Annotated in this window: 15 protein-coding genes; 4 read left to right on the top strand and 11 right to left on the bottom strand. The window is 63.7% G+C overall.

Annotated elements, in window-relative coordinates; all coding sequences use genetic code 11:
* Positions 1-13 precede the first annotated feature (13 nt).
* Genes BEN49_RS16065 through murB form a run of 3 tightly spaced genes read left to right on the top strand, consistent with a single transcriptional unit; the run spans position 14 to position 2,591 of the window.
* The gene (locus BEN49_RS16065; protein WP_083326176.1) at positions 14-817 is read left to right on the top strand and encodes an MFS transporter; all 804 of its coding nucleotides are present in this window, start codon (positions 14-16) and stop codon (positions 815-817) included.
* Entirely contained in the window at positions 778-1,416 is a 639-nt protein-coding gene (locus BEN49_RS16060) for an MFS transporter (protein ID WP_070745069.1), read from the top strand. Before BEN49_RS16065 ends, BEN49_RS16060 begins: the two co-directional genes overlap by 40 nt.
* Positions 1,417-1,457: 41 nt before the next feature.
* A complete protein-coding gene (gene murB / locus BEN49_RS16055; protein WP_438831787.1) occupies positions 1,458-2,591 on the top strand; it encodes a UDP-N-acetylmuramate dehydrogenase in 1,134 nt (377 codons plus the stop codon).
* On the opposite strand, the gene BEN49_RS25850 is transcribed toward murB, so the two are convergent.
* The 7 genes from BEN49_RS25850 to BEN49_RS16030 form a co-directional block, all read right to left on the bottom strand.
* Entirely contained in the window at positions 2,581-3,183 is a 603-nt protein-coding gene (locus BEN49_RS25850) for a CDP-alcohol phosphatidyltransferase family protein (protein ID WP_083326175.1), read from the bottom strand. The two genes, murB and BEN49_RS25850, sit on opposite strands and share 11 nt — an antisense overlap.
* Before the next feature lie 16 nt (positions 3,184-3,199).
* Positions 3,200-3,469: a Smr/MutS family protein gene (locus BEN49_RS29655; protein WP_239691970.1), complete on the bottom strand. Its 270-nt coding sequence runs from the start codon at positions 3,467-3,469 to the stop codon at positions 3,200-3,202.
* Positions 3,466-5,640: an endonuclease MutS2 gene (locus BEN49_RS16050; protein ID WP_239691969.1), complete on the bottom strand. Its 2,175-nt coding sequence runs from the start codon at positions 5,638-5,640 to the stop codon at positions 3,466-3,468. The genes BEN49_RS29655 and BEN49_RS16050 overlap by 4 nt, the downstream gene beginning before the upstream one ends.
* A 186-nt stretch (positions 5,641-5,826) precedes the next feature.
* Positions 5,827-6,324, bottom strand: coding sequence for a hypothetical protein (locus BEN49_RS16045; protein WP_070745067.1), 498 nt, complete (start codon positions 6,322-6,324; stop codon positions 5,827-5,829).
* A gap of 16 nt (positions 6,325-6,340) precedes the next feature.
* Positions 6,341-7,138, bottom strand: coding sequence for a TIGR02757 family protein (locus BEN49_RS16040; RefSeq protein ID WP_239691968.1), 798 nt, complete (start codon positions 7,136-7,138; stop codon positions 6,341-6,343).
* 317 nt (positions 7,139-7,455) lie between these two features.
* Positions 7,456-8,001 (bottom strand): hypothetical protein, encoded by a 546-nt coding sequence (locus BEN49_RS16035; protein WP_070745063.1) that lies wholly within the window; start codon positions 7,999-8,001, stop codon positions 7,456-7,458.
* Between the two features lie 9 nt (positions 8,002-8,010).
* The gene (locus BEN49_RS16030; protein WP_125916940.1) at positions 8,011-8,955 is read right to left on the bottom strand and encodes a LysM peptidoglycan-binding domain-containing protein; all 945 of its coding nucleotides are present in this window, start codon (positions 8,953-8,955) and stop codon (positions 8,011-8,013) included.
* A 188-nt stretch (positions 8,956-9,143) separates the two neighbouring features.
* Between BEN49_RS16030 and kdsB the strand changes: the two genes are divergently transcribed.
* Positions 9,144-9,899, top strand: a complete 756-nt coding sequence (kdsB, locus tag BEN49_RS16025; protein WP_070745061.1) for a 3-deoxy-manno-octulosonate cytidylyltransferase — start codon at positions 9,144-9,146, stop codon at positions 9,897-9,899.
* 23 nt (positions 9,900-9,922) lie between these two features.
* Here the strand turns inward: kdsB and BEN49_RS16020 are convergent, their stop codons facing one another.
* The 4 genes from BEN49_RS16020 to BEN49_RS16005 all read right to left on the bottom strand — a co-directional run.
* On the bottom strand, positions 9,923-10,336 hold the full coding sequence (locus BEN49_RS16020; protein WP_083326173.1) for a DUF1622 domain-containing protein: 414 nt from the start codon (positions 10,334-10,336) through the stop codon (positions 9,923-9,925).
* A gap of 64 nt (positions 10,337-10,400) precedes the next feature.
* A complete protein-coding gene (locus BEN49_RS16015) occupies positions 10,401-10,943 on the bottom strand; it encodes an HPP family protein (protein WP_083326172.1) in 543 nt (180 codons plus the stop codon).
* 16 nt (positions 10,944-10,959) lie between these two features.
* Complete coding sequence (locus BEN49_RS16010; RefSeq protein ID WP_070745059.1) at positions 10,960-11,301, bottom strand: translation initiation factor; 342 nt, start codon at positions 11,299-11,301, stop codon at positions 10,960-10,962.
* 175 nt (positions 11,302-11,476) lie between these two features.
* On the bottom strand, positions 11,477-12,097 hold a 621-nt coding region (locus BEN49_RS16005; RefSeq protein ID WP_070745057.1), incomplete at its 5' end, for a diacylglycerol/lipid kinase family protein.

Below are 12,097 nucleotides of genomic sequence, written 5' to 3'. Positions count from 1 at the left end.
CCTTCCGCACCGTATGGCTACTTCTGTTACTACTGCTTCCGCGGCTTCGACGGCTGCTGTGCCGGCCCGCTCCTACGCGGGGCCCATGGTGCTCATGACGAGCTTGTTCTTCCTGTTCGGGGCCGTCACCAACTTCAACGACGTGCTGATGCCCTACCTCAAGGACATCTGCCAGCTCACCGATTTTCAGTCCACGGCCGTGCAGTTTGCCTTTTTTGGGGCCTACTTTCTGATGTCGTTGCCCGCCGGGTTTGTGCTGAAGAAGCTGGGCTACCAGCGCGGCATCGTGGTGGGCCTGCTCGTGATGGCGGCCGGGGCCCTGCTGTTCGTGCCGGCGGCCAACTCGCGCACGTTCGGGCTGTTCCTCACGGCGCTGGGCGTGCTGGGCGCGGGCATCACGCTGCTGCAAGTGGCGGCCAACCCCTACGTGAGCGTGCTGGGGCCCGCGCGCGGCGCGGCGGCCCGGGTGAGCGTGGTGGGGGTGGCCAACAACTTCGGCGGGGCCCTCTCGCCGCTGGTGGGCGGGCTGGTGCTGTTCGGCGGCTCGGTAGCGCTGAAGGCCAAGCTGGCCGCCCTGCCCCTGGCCGAGCGCCTGGGCCAGGAGTCGCAGCTCGTGAAGGGGCCCTACCTGGGGCTGGCGGCGTTTCTGGTGGTGCTGGCAGGCGTGTTTTTCTTCGCCGTAAAGCTGCCCGACATCGAGAGCATTCCCGAGGAAGAGGCCTTGGAGCACCGCCCCGTGGCCGCCGGGCGCATGTCGCCCTCGATTTTCCGCACCTGGTGCTGGGCATCGGGGCCATTTTCGTGTACGTGGGTGTAGAAGTTGGGCTGGGCTCGCTGCTGATTCGGTACGGCGAGAGCCAGAACATTGCGCAACTGTCCGGCTTCACCCAGAGCCTGGTGCGCGGCCTGAACGCGGCCACGGGCTGGGCGGGGGCCCTATTTGGGCAGGCGCCGGCGGCCATCGACACGTCCATCGGCTTCACCAAGGCGGTGGGCGCGGTGCTGGTGTCGTCGTACTGGTTTGGCTCGCTGGTGGGGCGGGTGGTGGGCATTCCGCTGCTGCTGCGCTTCCCCAACCGGGCGCTGCTGGTGGCGGTGTGCGCGGCTGGCGCGGCGCTGGTGGCGGCTAGCATCCTGAGCAGCGGCGAAACGGCGCTGTGGCTCATCGTGCTCTGCGGGCTGATGAACGCCATCATGTGGCCCGTGATATTTCCGCTGGCCATCACCGGGCTGGGGCCCTTCACCAAGCAGGGGTCGTCGTACCTCATCATGGCCATCGTGGGCGGGGCCCTCATTCCGCCGCTCATGGGCTGGCTGGCCACGCACGGCGGCGGGCTGCGGGTGGCGTTTGTGGTACCGGCGCTGTGCTATTTGTACCTGCTGTTTTACGCCCTGCGCGGCTACCGGGTGCGGTAGGGGCCCCGGGCACCGCCGGGCCGTACCTTCGCCCCCGCACTTTGCTGCCCGCTCTGCCCATGCTTTCGCTCGAAGAAAACGTCTCCCTCCGCCCCTACAACACCTTTGGCCTGGAGGTACGGGCCCGCTACTTTGCCCGTTTCAGCAGCGCCGACGAGCTGCGCCAGCTACTAGCTTTGCCTGAAGTGCAGGCCGCCGAAAAGCTCATTCTGGGCGGCGGCTCCAACCTGCTCTTCACGCAGGACTTTGCCGGCGTGGTCCTAAAAAACGAGATTAGGGGCCTGGAAATCGTTTCCGAAAACCTCGACGACGCCGCCACCGCCCTGGTGCGCGCCGGGGCCGGCGAGAGCTGGCACGGCCTGGTCGAGTACGCGTTGGGCCAGGGGCTGAGCGGCCTCGAGAACCTCTCGCTTATCCCCGGCACGGTGGGCGCCGCGCCGCTGCAAAACATCGGGGCCTACGGGGCCGAGCTGCGCGACACTTTCGAGCGGCTCGAAGCCGTGGAGGTGGCCACTGGGGCCCTGCGCACGTTCGGGGCGGCCGAATGCGGCTTCGGCTACCGCGAAAGCGTGTTCAAGGGCCCGCTCAAAAACCAGTTCGTGGTCACGGCCGTGGTGCTGCGCCTGCACCGCCAGGCCCGCCCCAACGTGCAGTACGGGGCCCTCCAGGAAACCCTGGCCGGCTTTGGCATCGAGGGCGAGCCCACCATGCACGACGTGAGCCGCGCCGTGGTGCACATCCGCCGCTCCAAGCTGCCCGACCCAGCCGAAATTGGCAACGCGGGCTCGTTCTTCAAAAACCCTGAAATCTCGCAGCGCAAGTTCGACGAGCTGAAAGCCCAGCACCCAGCCATTCCCGGCTACCCCGTGCCCGGCGGCGTGAAAGTGCCCGCCGGCTGGCTCATCGAGCAGGCCGGCTGGAAGGGCCTGCGCCGGGCCCGGCAGCGGTACCCACGGCGTGCACGACCGCCAAGCCCTGGTGCTGGTGAACCACGGCGAAGCCACCGGCCACGAGCTGCGCCTGCTGGCCGAGGAAATCATCCAGTCCGTGCGCGCCCAGTTCGGCATCGAGCTGCACCCCGAGGTGAACATTTTGTAATTAGAAACCAGCAAAATAAATCCACAAAAAAGCTGACCTTAATTAAGGCCAGCCTTTTTTGTGGATTTATCCGTTGAATAATTTATGGCGCTTTATCGGTTTATTTTGTCGAAGCAACAGCGCATGATAAAAAGTGGGGACGTCATTTGCCCAATTTTTGAGAATGAGGAAAATTACTATAATCTCTATTCTACTAATCATGCCTATGTAAAAACAAATTTCGAATAATATCCTTGATTTACAAGTAATTATTATTTGAACAAGCGTAGCAAAGGAAATTAATACCCACAATTTTGCACCCCATGAGTGCGTAGCCACTTCCTTCCTGAATTTAACAAAGCAAACTGCATAAGTTGCTACTTCAAGAACCAACAACATCAACAGCTTTGCGGCATTCAGTGCAAAAAAGCTTCGGCATTCCAAATAGATTGCCCCGAGTACCAATAACCAAAATATTTGATCAACAGCAGAATCAAGCCGCCGAAGTTTTTCTGTTGAAACATTCAGTTGCCTGGCAACTATTCCATCAAAAACATCGGTTAGCAATCCTATTGAAATTAAAGTAATTGCAACCGCTGAAAAGTACTCAATTTTGAGTAGGCTCAGGATGACTAGAAGGGCTCCGATAACCAACCTGGCGTAAATTAAAATTACCGGGACGTATTTCATTCGCGCAAATTAGCAGTTACTTCAGCACCGCCAGCGTCACGCCGTCGCCGCCGCGGTCGGCGTGCTCGTCGGCCACGCTGGCCACGGCTTTTACCGAGCGCAGGTAGTCGCGCACCACTTGGCGGAGCACGCCGTTGCCACGGCCGTGCACGAATTTTACTTCCGGCATGCCCAGCATCACGGCGTCGTCCACGAAGCTCATGGTTTTGGTGAGGGCGTCTTCGGCCCGCTCGCCGCGCAGGTCCAGCGTGGGACTGAAGCCGGCCATGCGGTCGGTGATGTTCACGCCGTTGCCGTTGGGGCCCCACCGCCGAGGCGCGAGGTTTTGGCCTTGGCGGCCTGCTCCCGGTCGCGGATTTCGGCGCGGCCCAGCTTCTCGAGCTGACTCACCTTCACCAGCGTTTTGAGGCCCCCGAACATGACTTCGGCGGTTTTGCCCTTCACGCCCACCAGTTCGCCGTAGCCGTCCTGGCCCAGCAGGGCCACTTTGTCGCCGGGTTGCAGGCCGCTGGTGGTGGCCAGCTCGCGGGTGGCGCGGGCCTTGGGCGGCTCAATGTGCAGCTCCTTCCGCACGAACGTATCGAGCTTTTCGCGGGCCAGCTTGTTGATTTCCTTGTCGGCCTGGCCGCGGCGGATTTCGCCAATCGTGGCCTCAATTTGCTGGTTGGTGTCGCGCAACAGGGCCTTGGCTTCTTGCTTGGCGGCGCGCAGGGTTTCGAGGCGCGTGTCCTCGATGTGCTGCTTGAGGTCGGCGTACTCCTGAGCGGCTTTCTTGAGGCGACGCTCCTGCTTGGCGGCTTCGGCGGTGTGGCGCTCCAGCTCGGTTTTTTCCTGCTCCAGGCCCTCCAGCAGCTGGTCGTAGCGGATTTTATCCTTGCCCACGAGCTGCGAAGCGCGCTCCACCAGGTCCTTGGGCAGGCCAATCTTGCGGGCAATTTCGATGGCGAAACTGGAGCCCGGCTTGCCCACTTCGAGGCGGTACAGGGGCTGGAGGCGCTCGGGGTCGTAGCGCATGGCCCCGTTCACGAAGCCCGGCGTGCGCTCGGCAAAATTCTTAAGATTAGTGTAGTGCGTGGTGATGACGCCGTAGGTGCGCGCCCGGCTGAACTGCTCCAGCACGGCTTCGGCAATGGCCCCGCCCAGGCTGGGCTCGGTACCGGTGCCGAATTCGTCAATCAGCACCAGGCTCTTTTTGCCCGACAGCAGCAGGAACTGCTTCATGGCCAGCAGGTGCGAGGAGTAGGTCGAAAGATCGTTTTCCAGGCTCTGCTCGTCGCCGATGTCCAAGAAAATATCTTCGAACACGCCGGCCTCTGACTCGTCGCCGCACGGAATCAGCAGGCCCAGCTGCAGCATGTACTGCACCAGGCCCACCGTCTTCAGCGTCACCGACTTACCGCCGGCGTTGGGGCCCGAAATGACCAGCATGCGCTGCTCGTGGTCCAGCTCCAGGTCGAGCGGCACCACCTCGCGGGTTTCGCCGGTGAGGCGCTTGTGCTCGGCGTAGGCCAGCGTGAGCAGCGGGTGGCGCACGCGCTTCCAGCGCAGCAGCGGTTTGGGGTCGAGACGCGGCAGCTGGCCGTCGAGCTCCACCGCCAGGCGGGCCTTGGCGCGGATGAAATCGAGCAAGCCCAGGTACTGGTAGGCGCGGCGCAAGTCGGGCAGGTGGGGCCGCAGCTGGTCGGTCAGGGCCGTGAGGATGCGGATCAGCTCGCGCTGGTAGGCATTTTCGAGGTCCTTGATGTCGTTGTTCAGCTCGAACACGGCGGCTGGCTCAATGTACACCGTTTGCCCCGTGGCCGACTCGTCGTGGATCAGGCCCTTCACCCGGCGCTTGTGCTCGGCAATCACCGGCAGCACCAGCCGCCCGCCCCGAATCGTTGGTTCGGCCCCGGCTGGCACCCACCCTTCCGTGATGGCGTGGCGCAGGATGCCCGCCAGTTGGCGGCGCAGCTGGCCCTGGCGCACAATGAGTTCCTGGCGCAACTGGCGCAGCAGCGGCGACGCGTCGTCACGCACCAGGCCCTCGTCGTCCACCACCTTGTCGAGCGCGGCCATCAGGTTGCGGTCCACCTGCACGCCGATACCCAGCAGGCGCAGCGTGGGGTACTGCTCCTCGGGGGCCTGGGTGAAGAAAGTGAGGGCCTGCCGAATCGTGCGCAGGCTCATCTTCACCTCAAAAAATGCGGGCACGTCGAGAAAGGCCCCCGGCAGCGCGGCCCGCTTGAAGTGCACCTGCGGGTCATAGTAGTGCGAGGCCGGAAAATCGGCGCCCGACCGCAGCAAAAAGGCAAATTCGTTGGTTTGTTGCAGCAGCTTCAGCAGCGGCTCGGCCTTGGTCTGGAATTCCAGCTTGGCCACGTACTGGCGGCCCAGGGCTGATAAGCAGTTGGCTTCGAGCCGCTGGCGCAGCGCGGCGAAGCCGATTTTGTGTTCGAAGTTTTGGGGAAGTAGCAAGTAAGCAGGCGTTGGTATAGAGCTACGAAGATAAACCGCAAGGCGGGGCGAAAGATTTCGCGCCGCCGCGGGTTCAGGGCCCCCGGCCGCTACGGAGGGGGTTATCGGTTCGGGGCGTTCAATCGCGTGGCGGCGACTGTTTTTGAAGCAACACCCCGAAAGCACTCAAACGAAACGTACGTACTTTTAAAAGAAGCTTTTATTCTGTAGCATGACTGCGGTATTTTGAAGCCTGAATTTCGCAGCAGAATGTTCCAGCGCCTCCATTAGCCCATCAAAACTTTCTATTTCACCAAAGTTGGCATTAGCCGAAATTTTCAATTTGGATCCGTCAATCATTTTAAAAATCAACCAATGAACATCCTTAACTACCATATAGCGATAGGACGCTACCTCAGCGAATAAAATGGTGATTACCGTTTCATTAATTATATTCAGAACCATTAAACGGTCTGCTTCCACCGAGATAATTGCTTGATACATCATTCTTTGCTTCAGCAATCGGAACGCACCATAAGCAATTCCAAACGTCGTCACAATGCACCACCAAAGCTGCAGCCCCTCGCTGTGAATCAAGATTGTTCCAGCATAGGCGGCAGCCACTATAAGAAGAACAGCTCCTAAAATAATCAACCAATCACCTGGCGTTCGATTGGTTAGTATTAATTCAAATTGCTCTTCCATTTTGGTCGTTCAAAAACTATTTATCCACCCCCGCGCCAAACAGCGCAAAATCGTACTTCACGGGGTCCAGCGGGTCCAACTCGCGCAGGTGGGCGGTAAGTTCTTCGGCGGCTTCCCAGTCCACGAGCTTGCGGGTGAGCAGGCCCAGGGGGCGGGCTTGGCGCTCCACGTGCAGGTCGATGGGCATGATGAGGTCGGCGGGCGAGAGGCGGGTCCAGAGGCCGAAATCGACGCCGCGGTCGTCGCGGCGCACCAGCCAGCGCAGGTACATGTTCACGCGCTTGCAGGCCGATTTGCGGGCCGGCGTGGCCACGTGCTTGCGGGTGCGGGCCGGCGCATCGGGCAGGCTAAAGAAGCGATTGTGGAAGTTCATCAGCCGCTCGCGCTGGGTGGTCCCGAGGAGAAACGCCGTTTCCAGCGACTCATGTTGCTGGTACCAATCGCGCAGGAAATGCACGAAGTACAGCAGGTCGGTGTCGCAAAACGTGCGGTGGCAGAAGCCGAGCAGCTTCTTCAGGTCCTCGTCTTTGTGCTGGGTAACGAACTGGTAAGGCGCGTCGTCCATGCGGCGCAGCAGCTCGTTGCACTTATTGATGATGGTGGGCCGCTGCCCCCAGGCCAGCAGCGCGGCAAACAGGGCGCTGATTTCCACGTCTTGCCGCCGGGTAAAGCGGTGGGGAATCTGGATCGGGTCGTTTTTAATGAATTCCGGCCGGTTGTAGCGGTCGTACTGGGCATCGAGTTGTTGCCGCAGGTGGGCCAGGTTTTTCAAAGCAGGGGCCCCGGCGGGGCAGGTAGTTAAAAGAAAGGGCAACGGTGTAAACCGGGTAGTCTGGCGAATTGCCCGTAGGGCTTCGTCGGAACACTCTTACTGCAAAACAGTGGCTCCGGATCATTGCCAGAGTGGCTCAACGACCTAAAAATTTGCCCAATCACCTCGTTCTAAGCCATTACCAAAAATAATGGGGTCTCACCCCAACGCACGGATCAGGCTAGTAAAGTTCTACCAGCGGCCCGGCAGCCGCGGCCGCGCCGAACGGTTCCGGGGCCCCTACCGGCCCGCAAACCGACGCCACGATTACCAGAGGCAGCCGGCGAAAAGCCGCCCGCCCGGGCCGGGGGGCCAACTGCTTAGGCTTCGGCTTGCGGAAGGTTGTGCTGGGTGAGCAGGGCGGCCACGGCGGCGGGCGGGGTGGTAGCGGGCAGGCAGCGCAGGTCGAGGTAATAGCAGGCGGCCTCGGCGGGGTACAGCAGGAGCCAATTGGGCCGCACCCACACGGCGCGGCGCAGGCTGGACCAGGGCAAATCGAAACGCCCCAGCTTGCTCTGGCCACACAGGGCGGCCTCGGTCAGCTCGTAGTCGACGGGTACCTGCATGGCCGCGCTGCCGAAGTAGGTGCGCCGCAGCAGGCGCCGCACCAGCAGCAGCCGCGCCGCGCCGTAGGCCAGGCCCACGGCCAGCAGTACCGGCGACGACCACGCGAAGGACCCGTCGGGGGCCCGGCCCAGCAGCTGGGCCCCCACGCTGATGGCCAGCAGCACCAGCGCCCCGCCCAGCAGCCAGTGGTTGCGCCGGGTGGCGGGCGCGCGCCACCACAGCCGCAGGTTCACGGCCACGTACTCATCGGCCGAAATCAGAACGCCGGGAGCCTCGGTAGGAAAAGCTTTGTTTATCACGCTGGGGCCTTACGGGACGTAGCTGGTTTCCACGCGGAATCGCTGGTCGGTGGTGCCCAGCTTCTGCACGGCCCGGGGCGAGAGGCGCACCAGGATGTTATTATTCTCACCCGTATCGGGCAGCTTGCCAATGACGCGCACGTACACCGACTGGCCGTTCATGCTGTTTTTCACCTGCATAATAGTGCCCACGGGAGCCGTTTTGTGCAGGGCCAGGTACTTGTCGGTGCCGTTGTTGTCGATGCCGGCGGCCATGCCGCTGTCCGTTACGCGGCCCACCAGTTCGATGGCCCGGGTGGGGGCCCGTTCGGCGGCACGGTCCACTTCCTTGGCTATTTCCTTCTCCACCGCCGAGGCGGGCGTCACGGTGGCCACCTGGGCGGGCTTGTCGGGCACGGGGGCCACGGCGGGCGCGGGCGTTTTGAGGGGCGTGGCGGCCAGAGCGGGCGCAGCGGCGGCCACGGCCGGGGCTTCCAGCAGCAACTGCTGGCCCACGCGCACCCGGCCATTGGCGGGCAGGTTGTTGAGCTTGATGAGATCGTCGGGCGTGAGCTGGAAGCGGCGGGCGATGCCAAACAGCGTTTCGCCCCGGGCCACGGTGTAGCGGCCCGACGCGGGCACGGCGGCCATGCCCCCAGTTTTGGCCGCGCCCGCAACGGGTACCGCACTAGATGCCGCGCCGGCCGCCAGCGGCCGCGGCACCAGCACCACCTGCCCGATGCCCAGGCCGTTGGCCACCTGCGGGTTGGCGGCGGTGAGCTGGGCCACGCTCACGTGGTAGTAGCGCGAAAGGGCGGAGAGGGTTTCGCCGGCCCCCACGCGGTGGCGCACAAAGCGCTGGCCGCCGCGCATTTCCACGCCAATCGAGTCGGCCGGGGCCAGGGCCCGCGCGGGCGCGGGGCCCCGGGCCCGTACAAAGTAGCCGCGAGCAGCAAAAAGAATCCAGTCATACAAAAAGTCGGCGTTGCGAAAGTCTTGCCAAACCCCGCCGTGGGGGCCGGCGCCTTGGCCGGCGTGGGCAAAATAACGAAAGAATACGCCTACCCCGCCCACCAACGGCGGTCCCAAGGCCCCGGCACGGGCCAAAAGTGCGTTCTTTGGCCCGCCCGTCCCCTTATCACCCGCCCTTCTCTCCGCCCCGCATGGTCCTCGGCCTGATTCCCGCCCGCTACGCCTCCACCCGCCTGCCCGGCAAGCCCCTAGTCGATTTGGGGGGCCTCAGCATGATCGAGCGCGTGGTGCGCCAGGCCCAGCAGGCGCGCCTCAACCGCGTGGTGGTGGCCACCGACGACGCCCGAATCTTGGCCCACGTGCGCGGCTTCGGGGGTGAGGCCGTGCTCACGCGGCCCGACCATCCCAGCGGCACCGACCGCCTCTACGAGGCGTTTCAGCAGCTGGGCAGCCCGGCCGAGGTGCGCGCCATCGTCAACATTCAGGGCGATGAGCCGTTCGTGCACCCGGCCCAAATCAACGCGCTGGTCGATTTTTTTGCCGACGAGCGCACCGCGCCCGACATTGCCACGCTGGTCACGCCCGTGCGCAATGAGGAGGAACTGTTCAGCCCGCACCTGCCCAAAGTGGTGCTCAACCAACGCCAGGAGGCCCTGTACTTCAGCCGCCACCCCCTGCCCTACCAGCGCGGGCGCGCGCCGGCCGAGTGGCTGGCGCACCACCGCTACCTGCGCCACCTGGGCCTGTACGCCTACCGGCCCGCCGTGCTGGCCCGCCTCACCCAGCTGCCCGTATCGGCCCTCGAAGCGGCCGAGAGCCTGGAGCAACTGCGCTGGCTGGAAGCGGGCTACGCCATCCGCTGCGCCGAAACCGAGCTGGACGCCTTCGGCATCGACACGCCCGAGGACGTGGCCCGCGCCCGGCAGCGGCTGGCCACCGGCGGCTAGGGCCCCGCGGGGGCCCCACAAGGTTAGGCTTGGTCCGGGGCGCGGGCCACGGTGTCGTCCTCCGAGCTGGTTTGGCGGCGCTCCTCCTGCATTTCCTTGGATAAGAAGAAGTTCAGGGCCGTGCGGATGACGGCAATGGCCCCAAGCCGGCCAATCTGGTCCCAACTTGGGGCGATGGACGTGGAGAGGATGTCGGCCCCGAGCTGGAATTCAAGCGCCAGGGCCAGGTAGCGCGAGAGCGTGAGCCGGATGGCCGTGAAATCGGCCGTGCGCCGCGCCCACAGCGCCCGCACCAGCAGCCGCCCCGCCACGGCAATGCCCAGCGCAATAATCAGAGCCCCCACCAGCTCCACGCCCAGCTTCAGCCACTGCACGGCGCCGATAACGTGGGCTTCGACTTGGCCAAACAGGGTAGTGTTTTCAGGAGGTATCAGCACGGGAAATTCGAAAAGTGTGAAAAGTTGAGAACGACCAGCTGGGGCCCCACGCGCCGCGCTGCCCCTACGGCTGCCCCACCCGCGCCAGCAGCCACGCCGAGCCGCGTTGCAACAGTACCAGCACCGCCACTAGGCCCACGGCCAGCCCAAACAGCAGCAAATTGCCCTCGCCCGCCCCGGCCCGAAACGCAAAATTGAGCGCCGTGGCCACCGCCGGCGGGTGCATGGCATTGGTGGCCACCATCAGCCCAATGGTGAGCACCAGGGCCCCCGCCGCGGCCGCATAGCCGGGCCCCAGCCACGCATGCATGGCCGTGCCCAGCACCGCCGCCCCCAGCTGGCTGATGGCCAGCGTACGCACGCTGTTGGTGCGGTGGCCAGGGTCGAGGTAGATGAGGAACGCACTGGAGGCCAGCGAGGCGAATAGCAGCTGCTGGTTGCTCAGCAGCTTCAGTAGCCAGAGCAGCAGCAGCACAGTGGCCGTGGGCAGCAGGGCCAGCAGCAGCTCGGCGCGCCTAGCCAGGCGCGGCCGGCCGCCCAGGGGCCCCAGCGGGGCGGGTTCAGGCGGGGCGGATACCGGCGCCGGGGCCCCAGCTTCCGGCGCCATATTATCTGGCTGAGAATCAGCCACCGATTTTCTTGGCTTTGTAGCCAGCCTGCACGAGCAGAGCCAGGATTTTCTCGCGGAAGTCACCCTGCACCAGAATCTCGCCGTCCTTGGCGCTGCCGCCGCCGCCGCACTTGGTTTTCAGCAGTTTGGACAGCGCCTGCAAGTCGTCGTCCGTCCCCACAAAGCCGGTGACGAGCGTGACCTGCTTGCCGCCGCGCTGCTTTTTATCGAGTTGCACGCGCAACTGCTGCTGCTGGGGCGGCAGCGTGGCGGCAGCGGCGTCCTGGTCAGCCGATTGGTACGAAAAGTCGGGGTTGGTGGAGTAAACCACTCCGGCGCGGTTGTCCTTCTTCATTTAAATAATTATTAGTTAACAGTTATTCAAGGCGCTAATTTTTCTCGCGCAGAATTCCGCCAATTTATGAATTAAAGCTTTACTAAGTTTCTGAAAAGCAATGATTTTACGAGAAAGCAATTAAATCATAAAAAGCTAAAAAGATTGTTAGATATTAATTAATAATCGTCAACCATTAAACGGCAACGGCCAGCGCCAGCGGTAGCAGCTCTACGGTAAATTCGGTGGCGTGGCCCAGGTAATCGCCGTCGACGTGGAAGCCCAATGGGGCCCCGGCCCGGACGTGCGCGTGGGCGGTGTGGAAGTACTCGGCGGCGCGGGTTTCGGGCAGGTTGCCCAGCGCCATGGCCAGGCTCACGCGGAAGGCGCGCACCACGGGCAAGGCATCGATGAGACACACGTCGAGCAGGCCGTCGCGCAGGTCGGCACGGGGCGCGATGTACACGTCGTTGCCGTATTGCGAGGCGTTGGCGAAGGCCAGCACGTAGCAGTCGGTGGCCCGGCGCTGGCCGTTCAGCTCCACCTCCACCGGCACGGGCCGGTAGCGGCGGTACTCGCGCAGCGTCACGCGCAGGTAGGTGCTCAGGCCCCGCGAGCCGGCCCGGGCAAAGTGCTGGGCCACGTGCGCATCGAAGCCCAGCCCCGCCGTGCAAAAAAACGGGTGCCCGTTGATGCGCCCCACGTCGATGCGGCTGAGCGTGGGCGCGGCCAGCCGGCGCAGGGCCCCGGACAGGCCCAGGGGTACCTTCAGGTGGCGGGCCAGGCCGTTGCCCGAGCCCTGGGGCACAATGCCCAG

Source organism: Hymenobacter coccineus (assembly GCF_001816125.1).
Classification (GTDB): domain Bacteria; phylum Bacteroidota; class Bacteroidia; order Cytophagales; family Hymenobacteraceae; genus Hymenobacter; species Hymenobacter coccineus.
The sequence above is the reverse complement of the archived record's forward strand: the minus strand, read 5'-3'. Positions and strand labels throughout refer to the sequence as shown.